The sequence below is a fragment of the Nitratireductor sp. PBL-C9 genome, from assembly GCF_050877045.1.
Classification (GTDB): domain Bacteria; phylum Pseudomonadota; class Alphaproteobacteria; order Rhizobiales; family Rhizobiaceae; genus Nitratireductor; species Nitratireductor aquimarinus.
The window spans coordinates 67,124-86,379 of the sequence record NZ_JBPAXW010000005.1 but is presented as its reverse complement, the minus strand read 5'-3'; the positions used below and the strand labels follow the sequence as shown (position 1 = coordinate 86,379).

The window sequence follows — 19,256 nt, the reverse complement described above, 5'->3', positions numbered from 1 at the left end:
CACCGTTCTGCGGCATTCGTTCGGTTGGGCAGACCACAACGGCAGGCCACGATTGTCAACGACTACGTGATCCACTTTCGCGATCTTGCGACGAAAACCACACATGAATTCAACGACAAGTCGTTGAAGTTCAGTCAGGCCCCATGGCCGGATCGGGCGTGGTTAATCGCCCGTTAACGAAAGGGGCGAAGACTGAATGCCGGGAGGAGCCCAAGGAGGTGACGATGTTCAACTCTGGATCCACCCACCATGGCCGGTCACTGGCCGGTGCATTTGCCCTGATCACTTTCATCATGTCCCCGTATCCTGCCGAGCCCCATGAGGCTCCGACCGGATGGCGCTACCCCTATGCCTGTTGCTCGGACCGGGACTGCCGCACCGTCTCCGATGCAGCGGTGACCGAAGGCCCGGAAGGCTACGTCATCAAGGTGACAGGCGAGGTTCTGCCTTACACCGACAGGCGCGTGCGCAACTCGCCGGATGGCGTGTTCCACTGGTGTTCGATGGCCGGTCAGGAAAACAGCCGCACCATCTGCCTGTTCGTGCCGCCGCGCGCATTCTGAAAGGCCCGTGCTGCACCGCCTAAAGCGGGATGTTGTCGTGCTTCTTCCAGGGGTTCTGGAGGTCCTTGTTGCGCAGCATTCTGAGCGCGCGGGCGATGCGCTGCCTGGTCGAGTGGGGCATGATGACTTCGTCCACATAGCCCCGCTCGGCGGCCACGAAGGGGGAGAGGAAACGATCCTCATACATCTTCGTGTGCGCCGCGATTTTTTCGGGATCGTCGATGTCCTTGCGGAAGATGATCTCGACCGCGCCCTTTGCGCCCATCACCGCGATCTGCGCGGATGGCCAGGCATAGTTGATGTCGCCGCGCAGATGTTTTGACGCCATCACGTCATAAGCGCCACCAAAGGCCTTGCGGGTGATGACGGTGATCTTCGGCACCGTGGCCTCCGCATAGGCGAAGAGCAGCTTCGCGCCGTGTTTGATCAGACCGCCATATTCCTGCGCGGTGCCGGGCAGGAAGCCTGGAACATCGACGAAGGTGACGATCGGAATGTTGAAGCAGTCGCAAAAGCGCACGAAGCGGGCAGCCTTGCGCGAGGCGTCGGAATCGAGAACGCCCGCCAGCACCATGGGCTGGTTTGCCACAAAGCCCACCGTGCGACCTTCCACACGTCCGAAGCCGGTGACGATGTTTTTGGCGAAGGACGCCTGGATCTCGAAGAAATCCGCCTCGTCGCAGGTTTTCAGAATGAGTTCGCGAATGTCATAGGGCTTGTTCGCATTGTCGGGCACCAGCCGGTCGAGCGAATGATCCGCCTCGGTCACCGACTGGAAGCACTCCACTTCCGGCAGATCCGCCGTGTTCGATGTGGGCAGGAAGTCAATCAGGCGGCGCATCTGCAAGAGCGCCTCCACATCATTGTCATAAGCGCCGTCGGCGATGGACGACTTGACCGTATGCACCGATGCGCCACCCAGTTCCTCGGCCGTCACGGTCTCGTTGGTCACGGTCTTCACCACGTCCGGACCGGTCACGAACATGTATGACGTGTCGCGCACCATGAAGATGAAATCGGTCATGGCGGGGGAGTAGACGTCACCGCCGGCGCACGGACCCATGATGACAGAAATCTGCGGAATGACGCCGGAGGCGAGCACATTGCGCTGGAAGATTTCGGCATAGCCGCCGAGTGCCGCCACGCCCTCCTGGATGCGCGCGCCGCCGGCATCATAGAAGCCGATGATGGGCGCGCGATTCTTCAGGGCCATCTCCTGAACCTTGACCACTTTCTCCGCATGCGCCTCTGAAAGAGACCCGCCGAACACGGTGAAATCCTTGGCGAAAACGAAAACCGTGCGGCCGTTGACCGTGCCCCAGCCGGTCACCACGCCATCACCCGAGATGCGGCTCTTTTCCATGCCGAAATCTGTGGAGCGGTGCTCGACGAACATGTCGAATTCTTCAAAAGAGCCTTCGTCGAGAAACGCCTCGATGCGCTCGCGCGCCGTCAGCTTGCCCTTGGCGTGCTGGGCGTCGATGCGCCTTTGGCCTCCGCCTTCACGCGCAGCGGCGCGGCGGCGTTCCAGCTCGAGAAGAACCTCTTTCATGCTTGTCTCCCCCCAAAGGCGATAAACGGTTCTCATGCTGGTAGCATGGCCGCATCGACAGGCAAATACGCCGTGCGTCCTAGATGACGCACGGCGCGTTTGCAGATTTTACCAGCTGCCCGTGTTTTCCATGGAAGCCCAGGGCTCCATCGGCTCCTTCGCACCGCCTTTCTGCAGCAGTTCGATGGAGATGCCGTCGGGCGAGCGCACGAAGGCCATGCGGCCATCGCGCGGCGGGCGGTTGATGGTGACGCCGGCCTTCATCAGGCTGTCGCACAGGGCGTAAATGTCGTCGACCTCATAGGCGAGGTGGCCGAAATTGCGCCCGCCATCATAATCTTCCGGATCCCAGTTATAGGTCAGCTCCAGCAATGGAGCGTGCTCGTCGGCAGCGCGCGCGCCGTCGGCGGGAGCGGAGAGGAACACCAGCGTGTAGCGGCCCTTTTCGCTCTCGGAACGGCGCACTTCGGTGAGGCCGAGCTTGTTGCAGTAGAAGTCGAGCGATGCGTCGATATCCTTGATACGGACCATCGTGTGCAGGTAGCGCATGTTTCCTCTCGCTTGCTGGTTTACGTATGCGGTACGGGCATCCTACCCGCGCCATCCGGCAATGTTGCACGTTAACCAATTGTGCCGCACTGCCGAAGACCTTCAAATCCAGTTGTTTTCACCTGTTGTTGAAAATCAGAAACTGGGTCTTGCTATGCCACAAAGCGCAAATGCTATCTTCGAACTACACAGTGAGTCGGGCGGACTTGAAAAAAGGCTTGATGGGATGGACGACAAGTCCTCGACAACCAAGAGGTACGAGGCTGGCGGTACGGCGCCAACGGCGGATGACGCTACGGAAGCCATTGAGCTGGTGGAGATCACCGGCGCGATTAAGTGGTTTGACGTGGCGAAGGGCTATGGCTTTATCCTCCCGGACGACGAAGAGCATGGAGATGTGCTACTTCACGTAACCTGCCTGCGCAAGGACGGCTTCCAGACGGCGCTGGAAGGCGCACGGATCGAATGCCTCGCCCGACAGGGCGACAAGGGCCTTCAGGCCTTCAAGGTCGTTTCCATCGATCTGTCGACTGCGGTGCACCCGAGTGAGGATCAGGAGCCTCGGACGCATGTCACTGTGGCCGCGGAAAGCGGTCTGGAGCGTGCGCTCGTCAAATGGTTCAACCGCACCAAGGGGTTCGGCTTCCTGACCCGCGGCGAGGGGACCGAGGATATTTTCGTCCACATGGAAACGCTGCGCCGCTACGGCGTGACGGAACTGCGCCCCGGCCAGGTTGTGCTGGTGCGCTTCGGGCGCGGTGAAAAAGGCCTTATGGCTGCCGAAGTCTACCCCGATCTTGGCACGCTGAATGCCGCGCATTGATCATTGCGCGGCCCTTTTCACGAGAGTGCCGCCAATGTCGCATTTTTCCTTCCAGCCGGTTGAGGCTTTTCGTTCGTTGAGCCAGCGTGTCCTGAAGGCGTTTCTCGCGTCTGTTTTCCTTATTTTTCTCGCCGCTGGCGCTTTTGCACAGGGATCGGCCATGCGCCTGCCGGTCGATCCTGAACCGCTTGTCGCGGTCACGGCGGCGGGCGAGGTGCGTTTCGACATCGAAATTGCCGACGAGGCGCATGAGCGTCAGCGTGGGCTCATGTTCCGCCAGTCCATGCCGCAGGATCGCGGCATGCTCTTCATCTTCCCGGCAGAGGGCCGTCAGGGGTTCTGGATGCAGAACACACCGCTGCCGCTTGATCTTCTTTTCGTGGCGGCTGATGGTACGGTTCGGGCGATTGCGCCCGGCACGCCGTTCTCCACCGCTTCCATCTCGCCGGACGTCGAATCCCAATTCGTGCTTGAACTGGTCGCCGGAACCGCGCAGAAGACGGGGATCGAGGTCGGTGACCGTTTGCGCCATCCGCGCTTAGAGGCCGCCGGCGCCCAATAGTCAGCAAGGGCGATTTTCCGGAAAATGAAGTCTTTCCTCCATGACGGGTTCGAGCTCGCTTTCATCGATGAAGGCCAGGGCGATCCCATTCTCCTCATTCACGGCTTTGCCTCCACGCATTTCGTCAACTGGGTTGCGCCGGGCTGGGTGAAGACCCTGCGGGATGCGGGCTTCCGCGTCATCGCGATCGACAATCGCGGCCACGGAAAATCTGCCAAGAGCCATGACAAGGCGGATTACACGCCCGGTAAGATGGCGGGTGATGCAGCCGCTCTGCTCGATCATCTGGGCATCGGGAAGGCGCATGTGATGGGCTATTCCATGGGCGCGCGCATCTCCGCTTTTTTGGCGCTTGAGCACCCCGAGAAGGTCGCCACGCTCATCCTTGGCGGGCTTGGGCGCGGCATGATTGACGGCGTTGGAGAGTGGGACGAGATCGCCGAAGCGCTTCTTGCCGACGATCCGGATAGCATCACCTCCGAGCGCGGCCAGATGTTCCGCAAATTCGCCGATCAGACAAAGAGCGACCGCATTGCGCTCGCCGCCTGCATCGCCACGTCCCGCGAGCTCCTGACCGCCGAAGATGCCGCGACGATTGCCCAGCCGACGCTGGTTGCCGTTGGCACCGTCGATGACATTGCCGGTTCGCCTGAAGGGCTGGCCGATCTGTTGCCTAACGGCACGGCATTTGCGATTGAAAGACGGGACCACATGCTGGCGGTGGGCGACCGGACATTCAAGGCGCGCGCGCTGGCGTTTCTGGAGGAGCACCCTCTTGATCGAACGTAAGGCGATTTCCTTTGTCGGGGCCGAAGGCAACAGGCTGACCGGCGATATCTGGGATGGCGGCGGTCAGCCCGTCGTTTTCCTGCATGGCGGTGGGCAGACACGGCGCGCCTGGGACGCCACGGCGCGTGAGGTGGCCGAGCGCGGCATGCGCGCCATCTCGGTAGACCAGCGCGGCCATGGCGAGAGCGCGTGGGTCGAAAGCGGCCGCTACGGATTTCACCATTATGGCGAAGATGCCGCTGCCATCTTCCGGCAGGTTCATGAGCAATTCCACATCAGGCCATCAGCCGTTGGCGCGTCGCTTGGCGGTCTGGCGTCCCTGACAGCGGAGATGCGGGACGGGCCGCTTCTTGATGCGCTCGTGCTTGTCGACATCACGCCGCGCCTCGATCCCAAAGGGGTGAACAAGATCCAGGGTTTCATGGGCGCGCGCATGGAAGAGGGCTTCGCATCGCTTGAAGAGGCTGCCGATGCAATCGCCGCCTATCTGCCGCACCGCACGCCGCGTCGCTCGCTGGAGGGCCTGCGCAAGAATCTGCGGCAGGATGAGGATGGCCGCTATCGCTGGCACTGGGACCCCGCCTTCATCAAGGGGGCCGAGAGCATCAATTATGGCGCGGAAGCGCTGATGCAGGAGCTGCTTGCGGGCCTGCCGCAATTGAGCCTGCCGGTGCTTCTGGTGCGTGGCATGCGTTCGGAACTGGTGCAGGAAGCGCATGCCCGGGAGTTCGTTTCCCTTGCGCCTGCCGCTTCCTATGTGGATGTCGGCGGGGCCGGGCACATGGTGGCCGGCGACCGCAACGATGTTTTCGCAACCGAGATCCTGAAATTTCTGGGCCGCGACGAGGCGGCCTAGAGCATTTCGCGGTCAGGCCGGTCAGTGTCCTGCAAAATGCGGTGGGCGCCGCTCGCGAAATGCGCGCCGGCCTTCCGCATAATCCGCACTTTCGAACGTGATGTCGCCGAGCCCCTGAGCGCGTTCGGCTTCCTGCGCGCTGCAGGTCAGCGCCGCCGAAATCGAAACCTTCGATGCGCGGATGGAAAGCGGGGCATTGCGGGCAATGGTTGCTGCAAGGTCCGTGGCCCGGCTGATCAGCACGTCAGAAGGCACGACCTCCAGCAGGAACCCGCATTCGCGGGCGCGCGCCGCATCGATCCGCGCGCCGGAAAAGGTGAGGTAGCGCGCCATCTGTGCGCCTGCCGTGGCCACGATGTCGCCCATCGCCTCCACCGGATAGGCAAGGCCGAGCCGCGCTGCCGGTACTGAAAAGAGCGCATCGGGCGAGGCTATCCGCAGGTCGCAGGCCGCAGCAAGGCCAAAGCCGCCGCCGAAGCAGACACCGGAAATAGCCGCAATGGTCGGCAGATGCGTGTTGCGAATGGCTGCAAACGCGCCGGCATTCAGCATTTCGTAGCTGCGCGCGGTTTCCGCATCGCGCCGCACCGTGTCGAACTCGGAAACATCCGCGCCCGCGCAGAAATTGTCGCCCGCGCCGCGCAGAACCAGAACGCGCACCGTGTCGTCGGCCTCCAGTTCACCGACCAGATCGATCATCGATCGCCACATGGCCTGTGACATCGCGTTCATCTTTGCTTCCCGGGAGATCAGAATGGTCGCGATGCCATTCGAGCGGGAAACACGTAAACCTGCCTCATTTTGCTGCGATTGGACCGTCATGCATCAATTTTCCTGTAGCTGCTGTCACAGTTTTTTGCGGTTCAATTACCTTGGCTTCTGACGTATGTTTGGCTTTAAGGCAAGGTTAGGCCTCTGGCGGAGAAATCGATGAACGCTCGCAACGCTATCCGTGAACGCAGTTCCGGCAAAAGCGCGCCTCAACCGGTGGACCCGATCTGGTACGCGGTCCGTGAAGAGGCGGAGGCCGCTGTCGCCAATGATCCGCTGCTTGCGGCCTTTCTCTATGCGACGATCCTCAATCATGACGATCTGGAAAGCGCGGTCGTGCACCGGGTCGCCGAGCGGCTCGATCATCCCGACATGGGCGCGGACCTGATCCGCCATACTTTCCACGCCATGCTCAATGCCGAGCCTGAATGGCGCACTACTGTGCGTGTGGACATTCAGGCCTATTACGACCGCGATCCGGCCTGCGACCGTTTTCTGATGCCGGTGCTCTATTTCAAGGGCTTCCACGCCATCCAGACCCATCGTCTGGCGCACTGGCTGTGGAAGGAGGGACGCAGGGATTTCGCGCTCTACCTGCAAAGCCGCTCGTCGGCCGTCTTCCAGACGGACATCAATCCCGGTGCGCGGATGGGCAAGGGCATCTTCATCGACCATGCAACCGGCGTGGTCATCGGTGAGACGGCGGTTGTCGAAGACGATGTGTCCTTATTGCATGCGGTGACGCTGGGCGGCACCGGCAAGGAAACGGGCGACCGGCACCCGAAAATCCGCCATGGCGTGCTGATCGGCGCTGGAGCGAAGATCCTCGGCAATATCGAGGTCGGCCATTGCGCACGCGTTGCGGCGGGCTCTGTCGTGCTGAACGATGTGCCGGCTGCCAAGACCGTTGCCGGCGTGCCGGCGCGTGTCGTTGGTGAGTCGGGCTGCAGCGAGCCGTCCCGCTCCATGGACCAGATCCTGCACGGTCAGTCCTGAGCGCGTCTGCGGCGCTCATTCAGCTCATCTCTATTTTGTCAGGGCAGGGAGGTTTCCCGGCATCACGACTGGTGACTGTTCGCAGCAAAAACGTCTGTTGACCCGCAGAGGCTTTACGGCTGAAATCCCGGTTTCAGGGTTTACAGTGGCGCTGGCCTCATGTCAGAAGCGCCGCGATCACAGCAGGGCTACCGGGTGTTCGCACGGATATCCGGCGGGTCTGCATCAAATCTGAAGCTGTGCGTCGTGCTGTCCCGAAACCGGTCCGGTTTCACACGATGCGCCAGGCACTGGAGATGTTTCTTGAAGCCCGAAGAGATCCGAAAGCTCGAAGCGTATTTCAAACGTACCTTCAACAATGATGCGCTGACCGTGAAGGCGCGTCCGCGCAAGGACGATTCCTGCGAGCTTTATCTTGGTGACGAGTTCCTCGGCATCGTCTTCAAGGATGAGGAAGAGGGAGAGCTCTCCTACAATTTCTCGATGGCCATTCTCGACATCGACCTCTGAGCCGTTTTGGCCAGAAGCACGCAGGCGCCCCTGGCGCGGCGGCGTGAATTCGAAAGCCCGTATGCGCTGTCGCATGCGGGCTTTTTTCTGTCAAAGGGGGCTTACAGCGGGGTCTTGATGTGCTCTGCGACCTTCCGGCGAATGTCCTTGTCCAGAAGCCGCCACTGGCCGAGCAGCGAGGCGGGAAAGCGGTAGGTCATGCTCAGCCGGTTTCCCAGGTTGATGTCGCGTTCGCACGGCGCGAGCGCCTCCCGCGCCGCAGTTCCTGTCAGGCAACGCGCCACGAAGGGTTCTTCCCCCGGTTCTGAGGCCGAAACCGCAAGCACTTCGCCCTCATAGCCGGAGCCCTGTTTGAAGCGGTGAAAGCGAATGCTCTCCGGTCCACCAACCGAGTGCGCCTCGATCACCTGCCGGTAGACGGGTTCAAGCCGGTTGCTCATGTCGCGCGACATCATCTGTTCCTCGAATGTCACAAACAGGATGCGTCGCGATCCGTCCACATGGTTGAAATCATCGCTTCTGTCAGGCGAATAGCCCTCGAGTTCGGGCCAGACCATATAGACATCCAGGCGCTGTCTCACGCCATCCTGCCGTGCGGCCTTGAAGCGGATCATGTTTTCCGGAAATGTCAGCACATTGTTGCCGATGACGATCTCGCGGGGCTTGGTGGATGCGGTGTGACCGGCTTCCGACAGCGTGTCTCCATACCACTGGCCGACAAACAGGATGCCGATGGAAAGCGCCAGCAGCAGCAGAAAGAACTGAAACACACGGCGCGCAAACCGGTTTTGTTGCACGGCGGCAGATGTGTTGGCAGCGCTGATGTCGTTTTCGGTCGCCAGTTTCAGATCCTCGCTTGTGTCTCGATACGGGACACGGGAATCGGCACAAAGTTTGCCTCAAAGGTTGTATTGACCTTGGGTTCTTATGGTAAATGGAGCGTAAAGACATGGTCCATATCTGGCTTTGCGGGGCGGCGTTTGTCGCCGGACTTGTCTTTTGCGGTCTCCTTTCAAGTCTCTTTGAGCTTCTGACCGGCAGGCGTGTGCGCTTCCAGTCGCCCTTCATCGTTCGTCGGCGTGTTTTGCGATCCCTCGCGGTCATGCTGTGCGTGGGACCGGTCGTTTTCCTACGTGAAGCGCTCGCAAGCCACAGGCAGAGGCTGATCGGGCATGGCGCGCTGGCGGGTGCGGCTTTCACGTCCGGATTATGGGTGACGGCGACCGGTGTGGTTGTTATCGAGGCGGTGCTGGCGGTCGGGCGGATTTGAAGCGGCGAAGTGCAGATTCTGATTCCCGCCCGCGTGTTGTAGTGTGCCGCCTTAATCTACCGGGAGTTTTTCATGCCGATTTATGCGTTGGAGGGCGAGAGCCCGCAGTTCGAGGACAGGGACACAAACTGGATCGCGCCGGACGCCTCGCTGATCGGGCGTGTGCGGCTCGGACGCAATGCGGGTGTCTGGTTCGGCGCTGTCCTGCGCGGTGACAATGAGCTGATCGATATCGGCGAAGACACCAACATTCAGGAACACTCCGTACTTCATACGGATATGGGCTTTCCGCTGGTCGTGGGGCGCGGCTGCACGGTCGGGCACCGGGCGATCCTGCATGGTTGCCGGATCGGCGAAAACAGTCTGATCGGAATGGGCGCGGTGGTACTCAATGGCGCTGAGATCGGCAGGAATTGCCTGGTCGGCGCCGGCGCGCTCGTTACCGAGAACAAGAAATTCCCCGACAATTCGCTGATCGTCGGTTCGCCTGCCAAGGTCGTGCGTGAACTGGATGAGGAAGCGGTGCGCGGGCTCCGCTGGTCTGCCGATCACTATGTGAAGAACGGTCAGCGCTTTTCCGCAGGGTTGAAGGAAGTCTGAGTTCCCGAAAAAAAAGGTGGAGCCGACCCATGGGGTGGGCCGGCTCCTGACCCGGTCGTTGGGGACGGGGAGGTGGGGACTCGACCGGGTGTCCCGCAACGGATGCCGCCGGTCCCATGCTCTGGAGCGCGACGTTTTCCGTTGGTGTTCAGAAAGACATGGGCGCGTTCAGTCGACTTCGCCCATGTGTTTTGTTGAGAAGATCAGCGGCTCGAAGCGACGCTGCCAACGGCGACGGGCTGTCCGTTGTTGATGTTGACCCACTTGCCCGAATGCGAAGCGGCCTGGCGCTTGAGATAGGTGTAATCCGTATCGCCCCACAGAGAGACGCGGGCTTCCAGATTATCGAGAATGAAATCGCCCATATTGGTGACCACGGTCAGAACGGCATGGCCGTCGCCATTGGGTTGGCGCACCACCGTGATCAGCAGATTGCCGGCAGGCACGCCGGCTGCCATCAGGCGGCGGCGCTTCTCGAGAACATAGTCCTCGCAGTCGCCATAGGCCGTCGGGTAGGACCAGTACTCTTCCACGCCCCACATTTCCATGTCGGTGCGCGGCAGAACCGTCGAGTTCACCGCATTGTTGACGTCGATCATGGCTTTCCACATCTCGCGCGTCAGCTTCACCGGGCGCGGGCGCGCCGTTGTCTGGTTGCACTCGACCGGCTCGCGCTGGCAAAGTTCATAGTGACCGATCGGCTGGCTGGTGAAGCCACCGGTCTTCATGAAATTGGGTGTGGCGAACGCCCCCGTGGTGAACGCTCCGAATGCAAGTGCGGCGGCCGCGATCAGCCGTGCGCTCTTTGAATGCCCCATAGTTTTGTCTCCCCGTTTGAGAGGACAATGACACAGGGGAATTTATTCCAGGCAAAAGTGGGAAGTATAAATCGCGCTAAATTCTATTTGTATTTTGATCTAATCAATATAAAAATCGAATTATATTTGAATAAAATTTATCTAAAATTGTAATGAAATTCGAAGGCGTCACGGCGCTCGGTTCGCGCCGCACTTCACGGGCGGATTGACGATGGAGAGGAGAGCAGCATGAATGGTGTGAAGGCTTTGGTGTTCGATGTATTCGGCACGGTGGTGGACTGGCGCGCAGGTGTGGCGCGCGAGGCGGCAGAGTTTCTGCAGCGTCATGGGGCAGGGGGCGTTGATCCGGCAGCATTCGCGGATTTGTGGCGGGCGCGTTATCAGCCGGCCATGGAGGAGGTGCGAAGCGGTCGGCGGCCCTTTGTGCGGCTCGATGTCCTGCATCGGGAAAATCTGGAAGTGATCCTTCCGGATGTCGGCGTAGACCCTTCGCACGTTCCCGCGTACGAACTGGATGCGCTGAACCGCGCATGGCACCGGCTCGATCCCTGGCCCGATGTGCTGGCGGGGCTTGCGCGCCTCAAGACGCATTACATCATCGCGCCGCTCTCCAATGGCAATGTTCTTCTCATGCTGAATATGGCCAAGCGCGCCGGCCTGCCGTGGGACGCCATTCTGGGCGCCGAGGTCGCGCAGGCCTACAAGCCCGCGCCGGAAGCCTATCTGCACACCGCCGATATTCTGGGGCTTGAGCCCGGGGAGGTCTGCATGGTGGCGGCACACAACAGCGATTTGGCTGCCGCCAGCGCCTGTGGACTCAGGACGGCTTTCGTTGCGCGTCCGCTGGAATATGGCAGCGGATCGTCACGCGATCCCGTCGCAGAACGGGACTGGGATGTGAGCGTCTCGGACTTTGGAGAGCTGGCGACGCGGATGGGCGCTTAGGCCGCTGTTACGAATGCAGCGGTCAGGCTTCCGTCGGCAGCGAGAACTCTGCTTCCAGCGCCTGACGGTTCTGGATGCTTGCAAATTCGATGGCGACGCCATCGTCGAAGTGGCGCACCACCTGTCCGCGCATCGTGCCAAGATGAACCTGCGTTCCGCGCTCAGGCCGCACTTCGCTCTCCACGGCTGCGCCGGAAAGAGACAGGTCGATGATGCGGCAGCGATATTCGCGGCCGTCCGGCAGGCGCAGAACGCTGATCGGGTTGCGCGGTGCGATACGCTCATGACGGCGATCTTCCGGCAGATCCAGTTCGTGCTTGTTGGCAAGCCATGTAAGCTGGGCTGCGAGCTTGTCGCGCTTGCGCTCGGAGGCAACCACCGTCATGGCGAAACCGTCGCGGTTGACGCGGATCACTTCGCCTTCAATGCGGCCGATATGATCGAGATAGGCAATCACGCGCTCGCCCTGCCTGCCCGAATGCTGTGCGATCAGGCAAACGTCGCCCGGTGACATGTCTGTCACCCGGCAGGGGTGTTCGCTGCGATCCTCAAGCATGAAGCGGCCATAGATCGACACCTTGACGCGCTGAAAGCTGCGTCTTTCATCGTCTGATGGGGATCGGTTGATCGCCGCTCTCATCGTGTCTTGCGCCCTTCGATCTGAAGATTCCAGCTGGCCCATGGGGCATCGAGACACTACGCCTGATCCGTTAATAAGCGGTAAGGAGCAACTATTCGTTGCGCCCGCCGTCGAAAACCACAAGATGGCGGAAGCGGCGGCCCTGGCCGGGTTCGATGAGGCTGTCGGTGATGGAGCGGCGCTCCGGCACCAGTGGCGGCACCTGGACGGCTGGCCGGTTCTTCAGGAGGGAGGGCTCGCGGTCGGCGTCGATGATCCGCAGCGAGGTGACTTCACATTCCACGATTGGTTCTGCGCCAAGCCAGAAAGGCTTGTGGCAGGCCAGCAGCGAGCCCATGGCGCGCGGGCTTTCCATGCCGCCTTCAAGCGGCAGAAGCAGAAGCTCGAAGGCTGCGGCATCGCCGCTCCTGTTGCGTCCCGCAAAGGAAAGAACCACCACGGATTTCATGTCGAACACGCTGCGCGCAAGCTTGCCGACCACGGCCTGATCACGGCCCGGCCACAGGGAGGCGAAGGAGAGGCCCTTCAGTTCCTTTCCGAATGTGGCGCACAGCCGGGTGCCGGCGAGGCGGAACACGGCTTCGCCGCGCGCATCGCGTTCCAGAATGAACGTATCGGCCAGCAGTGTCTTGATCTCTGCCGGCTCGACTTCCGTGCGCCTGGGGGCCGGACGGTTGCCACGCAACCTGTTCCAATATTGGAACAACGTCACCGAACCATCATGTTTCATGCCTCTTGGCTCCTTACTCTCGGCCCGGGCCTGTCCCATAGGCGGACAGGTGCAGGCATTTTCAATAGCGACATGTGGATGGGTGCAGGATGCGTGCCAAAGCGATGGGGGTTGTTCGCGCAGCCGCTCTGTTAGGGTTAACAAAGGGTTTAGATTGCGCGGGTTTCGGGCCGGTGGCAGTGTCCGGCCGTTAGCAAGACCGAATCAACCAGATCGCCATGCGTCCCCGTGGACGCCTGAAGGACGATCTGAATGATTGAGGGAGTAGCGGGGGCGCCCGATGCTCCAACTGACGGGCCGGGGCCGGTCTTTCACACGAAAGCCGGAGTGGGGGCTCGACCAGGCCGTTCAGGTTCATCCTGAGCGGCTTTTTTCTTTTCCGCGGGTCTGCTACGCAAAATCATGAACAGAGATGAAGAGCGGGCGATTCCTGAAGCGGAATCCGAAAATGGGTTTGAGCGGAACGGCGGTGATGGCAGGGAGCCGGTGTTCAACCTGGCGCCGGCCGTCACGGTCCTCGGCCTGATCTGCGTTGCAATTTTTGCCATCGAGACATTCTGGATGAGCATTGATCAGCAGATCTGGCTGATGGTGCATTTCGCGTTTCTGCCGATCCGCTATAGCGGGCAGTTTGCGCTCGACACCTACGCTTTCATCAGCCCCGTCACCTATTCCTTCCTGCATGGAAGCTGGGGGCATCTTCTGGTCAATATGATCTGGCTTGCCGCCTTCGGGTCTCCGCTTGCCAACCGCATCGGAAGCGCGCGTTTCGTCCTGTTCTGGGTGGCAGGCGCGCTTGCCGCCGTCGGGCTGCATTACCTGCTCTATCCATCCTCGGCAGTGCCGCTTGTTGGCGCATCCGGCTCCATTTCCGCGATGATGGGGGCAGCCGCCCGCTTTGCGTTCCGGGTGGATCGGCGTCAGCCCAAGCCGGCCTTCACCGGGCCGGTGCTTCCTGTCTCCCTGGTCGTGAAATCGCGCAGCGTCGTGGTGTTCCTTGGCGTCTGGATGGTGGCCAATGTGGTGACGGGCCTGATGAGCGGCACCGTGGTCAACGGTCCCCAGATCGCCTGGGAAGCCCATATCGGCGGTTTTCTCCTGGGTTTCTTCGGCATCCAGTTCTTTGATCGCCCGCCCGCGCGGCGTCAGGCTGATTTCCCTTCCTAAGGGCAGGATTTCGACGACGGCATAAGCATTCGTCTACTTGCAAAGCGCTCTTTCACGGCGCAACATTGCCCTGTTGCCAGAAGAAGGAGATTGCCATGACGGTGAAGGCCATTCTGGACGCCAAAGGGCGCAATGTGGTCACCATCGGTCCGGACAGGAGGCTGGCGGAGGCCGCCCAGCTCTTGTCTGAACGCGGTATCGGTGCCGTCGTTGTGACGGAGCCCGACGGGCGTATCGCAGGTATATTGTCGGAGCGCGATATTGTGCGCGTGATCGGGCGCGATGGCGCCGACATGCTTGAACAGCCAGTTTCTGCGGTCATGACCGCAAAAGTTCGCCGCTGCCATGAGCAGAACACGGTCAACGAGGTCATGCAGATCATGACTGAAGGCCGTTTCCGGCACCTGCCGGTGGAAGAGAACGGCAAGATTGCCGGTATCATCTCGATCGGCGATGTCGTGAAAAAGCGCATCGAGGAGGTCGAGCGCGAGGCCGAAGACATTCGCAGCTACATCGCGACCGCCTGAAAAGACGGAGGCTGCCTTTCGGCAGCCTCTTTTGTTTTAACGGTTATCGAGTTGTGAGCGGACCAGTTGAAGGCCGCGGCGCGTGATGCGGTAGGGACCGCTGTTGCGCGACTGGATTGCCCGTTTGCGTTTGATTTTTCTGAACAGTGTCAGGTCAAGGCCGGGAAACTGCCAGCCGTCACGTGTGATGCAGTTCAGTTCGAGTATCTGGCCTTGCTCGTCCTTTTCGATGACGATCCGGCCGCCCTGCGCCAATATGTGCAGGATGCGCTGCTCTGCGCGCGAAATATCCATATCTTGAAGTCCTGGAAAACCACTGGCGCAAACCAATGGGAAAACCACCGGCCAAATGGCCGACAAACATCGCTGCGCCGCCTTGCGATGGCGCAGGGTTTCAAGGTTTTCTCGCCCCGACCCTGTGTTGGTTCAGGTTCGGGGCCCTACCGGGCCTCAAGATAGTTGGACATAAAAACTCCGTTGATGCTGCATTTCATAACGCAAACTGTGGCCGGAATAAAGTGCTTGGCTTGCCACGCGGGTATGTTTGGTCTAGCGAATGCGGCAGTCCATTCCGAACCATCCGACTGCACGGCACCGTGAAACCATGACACTCATCGATACACGCACGCCCGATCCCAAGCGTTTCATCTCCGGCGCTACCGGCGACTGGGAAATCATCGTCGGCATGGAGATCCATGCCCAGGTAACGTCTGAAGCAAAGCTGTTCTCCGGCGCTTCGACGACTTTCGGTGCTGCCCCCAATGCGAATGTCTCCCTCGTGGATGCGGCCATGCCCGGCATGCTGCCCGTCATCAACGAGGTCTGCGTCAAGCAGGCAATCCGCACGGGCCTTGGCCTGAAAGCGCAGATCAACCTGCGCTCGGTCTTCGACCGCAAGAACTATTTTTATCCGGACCTGCCACAGGGCTACCAGATTTCGCAGTTCAAGCAGCCGATCGTCGGCGAGGGCAAGGTGACGGTTTCCGTCGGCCCCGCCAAGGACGGCTCGTTTGAGGAAATCGAAGTGGGCATCGAGCGCCTGCATCTGGAGCAGGATGCCGGCAAGTCGATGCACGACCAGCATCCCACCATGTCCTATGTGGATCTCAACCGCTCGGGCGTCGCGCTCATGGAGATCGTCTCCAAGCCCGATATCCGTTCTGCGGACGAGGCCAAGGCGTTCCTGACCAAGCTGCGCACCATCCTGCGTTATCTGGGCACCTGCGACGGCAACATGGACGAAGGCTCCATGCGCGCCGACGTGAACGTGTCCGTGCGCCGGCCGGGCGGTGAATTCGGCACGCGCTGCGAGATCAAGAATGTGAACTCGGTGCGTTTTGTCGGTCAGGCAATCGAATCGGAAGCCCGTCGCCAGATCGCGATTCTCGAGGATGGCGGTTCCATCGATCAGGAGACCCGCCTGTTCGATCCGGTCAAGGGCGAGACGCGCTCCATGCGCTCCAAGGAAGAAGCGCACGATTATCGCTACTTCCCCGATCCGGATCTGGTGCCGCTGGAATTCGATCAGGCCTATGTGGATGCGCTTGCAGCCGACCTCACGGAGCTGCCGGATGAGAAGAAGGCGCGTTTCATCGAAGGCTTCGGCCTGTCCGAGTATGACGCTTCGGTCCTGATCGCCGAGAAGGCTACGGCAGACTTCTTCGAGAAGGTTGCAAAGGGACGTGACGGCAAGGCTGCCGCCAACTGGGTCATCAACGATCTGCTCGGCGCGCTGAACAAGGCCGGGCAGGGGATCGACGAGACCCCTGTTTCGGCTGACCAGCTCGGCGCGATCATCGACCTGATCAAGAACGGCACGATTTCCGGCAAGATCGCCAAGGATCTGTTCGAGATCGTGTTCACCGAGGGCGGCGATCCGGTCGCCATCGTCGATGAGCGCGGCATGAAGCAGGTCACCGACACCGGCGCAATCGAGAAGGCCGTTGACGAAGTCATCGCCTCCAACCCGGAAAAGGTCGAGCAGGCCAAGGCCAAGCCGACGCTGGCCGGCTGGTTCGTCGGTCAGGTGATGAAAGCCACCGGTGGCAAGGCCAACCCGCAGGCCGTCAACGCGCTGGTGAAGGAAAAGCTCGGCATCAATGATTGATGCCGGCGGTTATTTTGTCCGCACGGCCGGCGAGCGTGACTTGCCGGCCGTGCGTGCGCTCCTCGTGGAAACCTGGCACGACACCTATGACGCGATCTACGGCCGCGAGCGTGTGGATGAGATCACCGGTGCCTGGCACTCCATCGAGGCCTTGAGGGCGCGGCTGAAACAGCCGCACTCCGAATTCGTTCTGGCAGACAATGGCAGCGATATCGGCGGTATGGCGTTCGCCGTCGCCGAGCGTGAAGGCAAATCCATCAAGCTGCATCAGCTTTACGTGCTTCCTGCCTGCCAGGGGCGTGGCATCGGTCAGGCCCTGTTCGACGAGGTGGCGATCTGCTTTCCCGAGGCGCGCGAGATCACGCTCGAAGTGGAAGAGGCCAATGGCCGGGCGCGTGGCTTCTATGAGCATCTGGGATTTGAGCAGATGGGCCAGAGCGAGGATTGCGGCAGCGCCGGTTTCGATATCCCGGCCTTGATCTACCGCAGGCTGCTTTAGGGAAGGGCCTCAGGCTCCCCGGACGCAGGGCGGCGCTGATTCGAGACCGAATCCTTTTGTCAGCCGGCTATCCCTCTTGCGGCATTCGCGCGCATCAGGTCTCATTGCGGTGGCAGGCTTTGGCTTTGACAGCTGCGCGGAAGGCGCTCTCCATCCGGTCCCCGGAAACCACGTCCTCGCCGCGCTTCCGGCTTTTCCAGCCATGAGACAGGTGAGGGGCAAAACCCCTTTGCCGGCCCGAAAACAGCCGTGATACGGCGAATGCGATGAAATGAACTTTGAGCAATCCGTAACGGGCCTTGCCTTCTGGCGATGCGGACGCCATAACGCAACTCACGAGCCATCTCGAACGATGATAGCGAGCGACTTGAGGACGCCATGAAGAAGTTCCTGCTTCAGTTTTTCACCTGGTGGAATGGCCAGACACTGGGCACCCGCTTCCACACGTGGCGCAAGGGCACGCGCGTCGGTGAAGACGAGTTCGGCAACATCTATTACGAAGGCGGCAAGGATTCCGAAGGGCGCACGCGCCGTTGGGTAATCTATAACGGCATTTCCGATGCGTCTCTGGTTCCCGCTGGCTGGCACGGCTGGCTGCACCACCGCGTCGATGTTGCGCCGGTGAACGAAAACTACACGCCGCGCGAATGGCAGAAGCCGCATCAGCCGAATCTCACGGGCACCCCCGCCGCCTATCGTCCGCAGGGATCGATTGCGACCGGCAAGGAGCGCCCGCGCGTGACCGGCGACTATGATGCGTGGACGCCCGGCGGTTGAAGCCGCGCGCTGTTCTTGCCACAATTTAACATTAGTTGTGCGCCTTCCCATGGACTTGGTGATTCCACCGGTCTATCCCGGATGACAAGCGAACAGGACGGGTGTCGAGCCACATGAATTCAGGCCACAAGAAGAAAGCCGGTTTCAGGCTTGTTGCAGCGCTGGGACTGGGAATGGCGACGCTCGCCGCCCTGCCGGCGCAGGCAGAGCGTTTGCAGCACCCGGTGGCCGAATTCACCGGCATCGACAAGATTACCGGCCGCATCATCTCCTTCGACGTCTATATGCATGAGACCGTCCAGTTTGGCGCTCTGCAGGTGACGCCGCGCGTCTGCTACAGCTCCGAGGAGACCGAGGAGCCGCGCACCGACGCTTTCGTGGAAGTGGACGAGATCACGCTGGACCGTGAGATCCGCCGCATCTTCACCGGCTGGATGCTGGCCGAAAGCCCGGGCCTCAATGCCGTCGAGCACGCGGTTTACGACGTGTGGCTCAAGGCCTGCAAGGAAGACACGGAAGTCCCGCCGCCGGACGCGGACTGAGTGAAACCCTACTGATTTCCATCGACGCGGACTGTCAGGGGCTGAAGCGCGCTTCGCCCTTTTGCAGCGCGTCCTGAAGCATCTGCTCATAACGGCTGCGGGGCACGTCGATCGCGCCGAACTGTTTTAGGTGCGGGGTTGTGAACTGCGTGTCGAGCAATGTGAAGCCGCGTTCGCGCAGGCGCTTGACCAGATGCACAAGGCAGACCTTGGAGGCATCGGTCTGGCGCGAGAACATGCTCTCGCCGAAGAAGGCGCGGCCAAGTGTGACGCCGTAGAGCCCGCCCACCAGCCCTTTATCCGTCCAGGCTTCCACCGTGTGGCAGTGCCCGTTCTCGAATAGAAGCCCGTAGGCTTCGCGGATGGGCGCGTTGATCCATGTGTCGTCGGTGTCGCGTCGCGCCTCTGCACAGCCTTCTATGACGCCCTCAAAGTCCGTATCGAAGGCGATGCGGAAGGGCGCGCGGCGCAGCGTCTTGGCGAGGCTTTTGGGGATGTGAAAGGAATCGAGCGGGATGACCCCGCGCATTTCCGGCCGCACCCAGAAAACCTCCGGATCATCGGCACTTTCCGCCATCGGGAAAACCCCGGTGGCGTAAGCGCGAAGAAGAAGATCCGGAGGGATCCGAAATCCTGGTGCGAAAGGTCGTGCCATCGTGCTCA

Annotated in this window: 26 protein-coding genes; 16 read left to right on the top strand and 10 right to left on the bottom strand. The window is 60.9% G+C overall.

Translation table 11 applies throughout. The features are described from left to right. Window positions 1-293: 293 nt before the first annotated feature. Complete coding sequence (locus ACRTG1_RS12215) at window positions 294-563, top strand: hypothetical protein (protein WP_317087985.1); 270 nt, start codon at window positions 294-296, stop codon at window positions 561-563. A gap of 19 nt (window positions 564-582) precedes the next feature. Here ACRTG1_RS12215 and ACRTG1_RS12210 read toward each other — a convergent pair whose 3' ends face one another. Next, window positions 583-2,115: an acyl-CoA carboxylase subunit beta gene (locus tag ACRTG1_RS12210; protein ID WP_206547480.1), complete on the bottom strand. Its 1,533-nt coding sequence runs from the start codon at window positions 2,113-2,115 to the stop codon at window positions 583-585. Between the two features lie 108 nt (window positions 2,116-2,223). Next, on the bottom strand, window positions 2,224-2,664 hold the full coding sequence (locus ACRTG1_RS12205) for a VOC family protein (protein WP_113155353.1): 441 nt from the start codon (window positions 2,662-2,664) through the stop codon (window positions 2,224-2,226). A 226-nt stretch (window positions 2,665-2,890) separates the two neighbouring features. Between ACRTG1_RS12205 and ACRTG1_RS12200 the strand changes: the two genes are divergently transcribed. From ACRTG1_RS12200 to ACRTG1_RS12185, 4 genes are read left to right on the top strand one after another with little or no spacing between them, the layout of a single operon-like run. Beyond that, window positions 2,891-3,487 (top strand): cold-shock protein, encoded by a 597-nt coding sequence (locus ACRTG1_RS12200; RefSeq protein WP_113155352.1) that lies wholly within the window; start codon window positions 2,891-2,893, stop codon window positions 3,485-3,487. A gap of 34 nt (window positions 3,488-3,521) precedes the next feature. Then, window positions 3,522-4,049 carry a DUF192 domain-containing protein gene (locus ACRTG1_RS12195; protein ID WP_432516365.1) on the top strand — a complete coding sequence of 176 codons (528 nt, stop codon included), beginning with the start codon at window positions 3,522-3,524 and terminating at the stop codon, window positions 4,047-4,049. Window positions 4,050-4,073: 24 nt separating this feature from the next. Then, on the top strand, window positions 4,074-4,838 hold the full coding sequence (locus tag ACRTG1_RS12190) for an alpha/beta fold hydrolase (RefSeq protein WP_432516364.1): 765 nt from the start codon (window positions 4,074-4,076) through the stop codon (window positions 4,836-4,838). Continuing rightward, complete coding sequence (locus ACRTG1_RS12185) at window positions 4,825-5,694, top strand: alpha/beta fold hydrolase (RefSeq protein WP_432516363.1); 870 nt, start codon at window positions 4,825-4,827, stop codon at window positions 5,692-5,694. The genes ACRTG1_RS12190 and ACRTG1_RS12185 overlap by 14 nt, the downstream gene beginning before the upstream one ends. Before the next feature lie 21 nt (window positions 5,695-5,715). On the opposite strand, the gene ACRTG1_RS12180 is transcribed toward ACRTG1_RS12185, so the two are convergent. Beyond that, window positions 5,716-6,516: an enoyl-CoA hydratase/isomerase family protein gene (locus ACRTG1_RS12180; RefSeq protein ID WP_432516362.1), complete on the bottom strand. Its 801-nt coding sequence runs from the start codon at window positions 6,514-6,516 to the stop codon at window positions 5,716-5,718. 108 nt (window positions 6,517-6,624) lie between these two features. On the opposite strand from ACRTG1_RS12180, the gene cysE reads away from it, so the two are divergent. Together cysE and ACRTG1_RS12170 are read left to right on the top strand one after the other, a co-directional pair. Further along, on the top strand, window positions 6,625-7,461 hold the full coding sequence (cysE, locus tag ACRTG1_RS12175) for a serine O-acetyltransferase (RefSeq protein ID WP_432516361.1): 837 nt from the start codon (window positions 6,625-6,627) through the stop codon (window positions 7,459-7,461). Between the two features lie 303 nt (window positions 7,462-7,764). Beyond that, the gene (locus ACRTG1_RS12170; RefSeq protein WP_113155346.1) at window positions 7,765-7,971 is read left to right on the top strand and encodes a DUF3126 family protein; all 207 of its coding nucleotides are present in this window, start codon (window positions 7,765-7,767) and stop codon (window positions 7,969-7,971) included. A 101-nt stretch (window positions 7,972-8,072) separates the two neighbouring features. Here the strand turns inward: ACRTG1_RS12170 and ACRTG1_RS12165 are convergent, their stop codons facing one another. After that, window positions 8,073-8,741 carry a hypothetical protein gene (locus ACRTG1_RS12165; protein ID WP_222473916.1) on the bottom strand — a complete coding sequence of 223 codons (669 nt, stop codon included), beginning with the start codon at window positions 8,739-8,741 and terminating at the stop codon, window positions 8,073-8,075. A gap of 179 nt (window positions 8,742-8,920) precedes the next feature. Between ACRTG1_RS12165 and ACRTG1_RS12160 the strand changes: the two genes are divergently transcribed. Together ACRTG1_RS12160 and ACRTG1_RS12155 are read left to right on the top strand one after the other, a co-directional pair. Further along, window positions 8,921-9,241, top strand: a complete 321-nt coding sequence (locus ACRTG1_RS12160) for a DUF6949 family protein (RefSeq protein ID WP_317562540.1) — start codon at window positions 8,921-8,923, stop codon at window positions 9,239-9,241. A 72-nt stretch (window positions 9,242-9,313) separates the two neighbouring features. Further along, the gene (locus ACRTG1_RS12155) at window positions 9,314-9,841 is read left to right on the top strand and encodes a gamma carbonic anhydrase family protein (protein ID WP_432516360.1); all 528 of its coding nucleotides are present in this window, start codon (window positions 9,314-9,316) and stop codon (window positions 9,839-9,841) included. A gap of 203 nt (window positions 9,842-10,044) precedes the next feature. Here the strand turns inward: ACRTG1_RS12155 and ACRTG1_RS12150 are convergent, their stop codons facing one another. Continuing rightward, window positions 10,045-10,659, bottom strand: a complete 615-nt coding sequence (locus ACRTG1_RS12150) for a transglutaminase-like cysteine peptidase (protein ID WP_113155342.1) — start codon at window positions 10,657-10,659, stop codon at window positions 10,045-10,047. A 228-nt stretch (window positions 10,660-10,887) separates the two neighbouring features. Here ACRTG1_RS12150 and ACRTG1_RS12145 point away from each other — a divergent pair, with 228 nt between their 5' ends. Beyond that, the gene (locus ACRTG1_RS12145) at window positions 10,888-11,604 is read left to right on the top strand and encodes a haloacid dehalogenase type II (RefSeq protein ID WP_432516359.1); all 717 of its coding nucleotides are present in this window, start codon (window positions 10,888-10,890) and stop codon (window positions 11,602-11,604) included. Window positions 11,605-11,626: 22 nt separating this feature from the next. Here the strand turns inward: ACRTG1_RS12145 and ACRTG1_RS12140 are convergent, their stop codons facing one another. Then, on the bottom strand, window positions 11,627-12,244 hold the full coding sequence (locus ACRTG1_RS12140) for a PilZ domain-containing protein (RefSeq protein WP_113155341.1): 618 nt from the start codon (window positions 12,242-12,244) through the stop codon (window positions 11,627-11,629). Between the two features lie 91 nt (window positions 12,245-12,335). Beyond that, window positions 12,336-12,974, bottom strand: coding sequence for a PAS domain-containing protein (locus tag ACRTG1_RS12135; protein WP_113155340.1), 639 nt, complete (start codon window positions 12,972-12,974; stop codon window positions 12,336-12,338). Between the two features lie 486 nt (window positions 12,975-13,460). On the opposite strand from ACRTG1_RS12135, the gene ACRTG1_RS12130 reads away from it, so the two are divergent. Together ACRTG1_RS12130 and ACRTG1_RS12125 are read left to right on the top strand one after the other, a co-directional pair. Beyond that, complete coding sequence (locus ACRTG1_RS12130; protein WP_222473918.1) at window positions 13,461-14,141, top strand: rhomboid family intramembrane serine protease; 681 nt, start codon at window positions 13,461-13,463, stop codon at window positions 14,139-14,141. Window positions 14,142-14,236: 95 nt separating this feature from the next. Next, entirely contained in the window at window positions 14,237-14,668 is a 432-nt protein-coding gene (locus tag ACRTG1_RS12125) for a CBS domain-containing protein (protein ID WP_113155338.1), read from the top strand. A gap of 36 nt (window positions 14,669-14,704) precedes the next feature. Here the strand turns inward: ACRTG1_RS12125 and ACRTG1_RS12120 are convergent, their stop codons facing one another. Continuing rightward, entirely contained in the window at window positions 14,705-14,962 is a 258-nt protein-coding gene (locus ACRTG1_RS12120; RefSeq protein WP_113155337.1) for a YjhX family toxin, read from the bottom strand. A gap of 310 nt (window positions 14,963-15,272) precedes the next feature. On the opposite strand from ACRTG1_RS12120, the gene gatB reads away from it, so the two are divergent. Beyond that, complete coding sequence (gene gatB / locus ACRTG1_RS12115; protein ID WP_432516358.1) at window positions 15,273-16,775, top strand: Asp-tRNA(Asn)/Glu-tRNA(Gln) amidotransferase subunit GatB; 1,503 nt, start codon at window positions 15,273-15,275, stop codon at window positions 16,773-16,775. Continuing rightward, entirely contained in the window at window positions 16,768-17,274 is a 507-nt protein-coding gene (locus ACRTG1_RS12110) for a GNAT family N-acetyltransferase (protein ID WP_432516357.1), read from the top strand. The genes gatB and ACRTG1_RS12110 overlap by 8 nt, the downstream gene beginning before the upstream one ends. A 94-nt stretch (window positions 17,275-17,368) precedes the next feature. On the opposite strand, the gene ACRTG1_RS12105 is transcribed toward ACRTG1_RS12110, so the two are convergent. Beyond that, on the bottom strand, window positions 17,369-17,599 hold the full coding sequence (locus tag ACRTG1_RS12105; protein WP_206546270.1) for a hypothetical protein: 231 nt from the start codon (window positions 17,597-17,599) through the stop codon (window positions 17,369-17,371). Between the two features lie 53 nt (window positions 17,600-17,652). On the opposite strand from ACRTG1_RS12105, the gene ACRTG1_RS12100 reads away from it, so the two are divergent. Beyond that, window positions 17,653-18,051 (top strand): NADH:ubiquinone oxidoreductase subunit NDUFA12, encoded by a 399-nt coding sequence (locus ACRTG1_RS12100; protein WP_113155334.1) that lies wholly within the window; start codon window positions 17,653-17,655, stop codon window positions 18,049-18,051. 113 nt (window positions 18,052-18,164) lie between these two features. Further along, on the top strand, window positions 18,165-18,593 hold the full coding sequence (locus ACRTG1_RS12095) for a DUF2155 domain-containing protein (protein WP_206547493.1): 429 nt from the start codon (window positions 18,165-18,167) through the stop codon (window positions 18,591-18,593). 34 nt (window positions 18,594-18,627) lie between these two features. Here the strand turns inward: ACRTG1_RS12095 and aat are convergent, their stop codons facing one another. After that, entirely contained in the window at window positions 18,628-19,248 is a 621-nt protein-coding gene (aat, locus tag ACRTG1_RS12090) for a leucyl/phenylalanyl-tRNA--protein transferase (RefSeq protein ID WP_432516356.1), read from the bottom strand. Window positions 19,249-19,256: the final 8 nt, after the last annotated feature.

Bases quoted from the DNA above. Each gene is read 5' to 3' on its own strand.
- ACRTG1_RS12215 (WP_317087985.1), top strand. From the start codon at position 294: ATGTCCCCGTATCCTGCCGAGCCCCATGAGGCTCCGACCGGATGGCGC.
- ACRTG1_RS12210 (WP_206547480.1), bottom strand. From the start codon at position 2,115: ATGAAAGAGGTTCTTCTCGAGCTGGAACGCCGCCGCGCCGCTGCGCGT.
- ACRTG1_RS12205 (WP_113155353.1), bottom strand. From the start codon at position 2,664: ATGCGCTACCTGCACACGATGGTCCGTATCAAGGATATCGACGCATCG.
- ACRTG1_RS12200 (WP_113155352.1), top strand. From the start codon at position 2,891: ATGGACGACAAGTCCTCGACAACCAAGAGGTACGAGGCTGGCGGTACG.
- ACRTG1_RS12195 (WP_432516365.1), top strand. From the start codon at position 3,522: ATGTCGCATTTTTCCTTCCAGCCGGTTGAGGCTTTTCGTTCGTTGAGC.
- ACRTG1_RS12190 (WP_432516364.1), top strand. From the start codon at position 4,074: ATGAAGTCTTTCCTCCATGACGGGTTCGAGCTCGCTTTCATCGATGAA.
- ACRTG1_RS12180 (WP_432516362.1), bottom strand. From the start codon at position 6,516: ATGACGGTCCAATCGCAGCAAAATGAGGCAGGTTTACGTGTTTCCCGC.
- cysE (WP_432516361.1), top strand. From the start codon at position 6,625: ATGAACGCTCGCAACGCTATCCGTGAACGCAGTTCCGGCAAAAGCGCG.
- ACRTG1_RS12160 (WP_317562540.1), top strand. From the start codon at position 8,921: ATGGTCCATATCTGGCTTTGCGGGGCGGCGTTTGTCGCCGGACTTGTC.
- ACRTG1_RS12155 (WP_432516360.1), top strand. From the start codon at position 9,314: ATGCCGATTTATGCGTTGGAGGGCGAGAGCCCGCAGTTCGAGGACAGG.
- ACRTG1_RS12150 (WP_113155342.1), bottom strand. From the start codon at position 10,659: ATGGGGCATTCAAAGAGCGCACGGCTGATCGCGGCCGCCGCACTTGCA.
- ACRTG1_RS12145 (WP_432516359.1), top strand. From the start codon at position 10,888: ATGAATGGTGTGAAGGCTTTGGTGTTCGATGTATTCGGCACGGTGGTG.
- ACRTG1_RS12140 (WP_113155341.1), bottom strand. From the start codon at position 12,244: ATGAGAGCGGCGATCAACCGATCCCCATCAGACGATGAAAGACGCAGC.
- ACRTG1_RS12135 (WP_113155340.1), bottom strand. From the start codon at position 12,974: ATGAAACATGATGGTTCGGTGACGTTGTTCCAATATTGGAACAGGTTG.
- ACRTG1_RS12125 (WP_113155338.1), top strand. From the start codon at position 14,237: ATGACGGTGAAGGCCATTCTGGACGCCAAAGGGCGCAATGTGGTCACC.
- ACRTG1_RS12120 (WP_113155337.1), bottom strand. From the start codon at position 14,962: ATGGATATTTCGCGCGCAGAGCAGCGCATCCTGCACATATTGGCGCAG.
- gatB (WP_432516358.1), top strand. From the start codon at position 15,273: ATGACACTCATCGATACACGCACGCCCGATCCCAAGCGTTTCATCTCC.
- ACRTG1_RS12110 (WP_432516357.1), top strand. From the start codon at position 16,768: ATGATTGATGCCGGCGGTTATTTTGTCCGCACGGCCGGCGAGCGTGAC.
- ACRTG1_RS12105 (WP_206546270.1), bottom strand. From the start codon at position 17,599: ATGGCGTCCGCATCGCCAGAAGGCAAGGCCCGTTACGGATTGCTCAAA.
- ACRTG1_RS12100 (WP_113155334.1), top strand. From the start codon at position 17,653: ATGAAGAAGTTCCTGCTTCAGTTTTTCACCTGGTGGAATGGCCAGACA.
- ACRTG1_RS12095 (WP_206547493.1), top strand. From the start codon at position 18,165: ATGAATTCAGGCCACAAGAAGAAAGCCGGTTTCAGGCTTGTTGCAGCG.
- aat (WP_432516356.1), bottom strand. From the start codon at position 19,248: ATGGCACGACCTTTCGCACCAGGATTTCGGATCCCTCCGGATCTTCTT.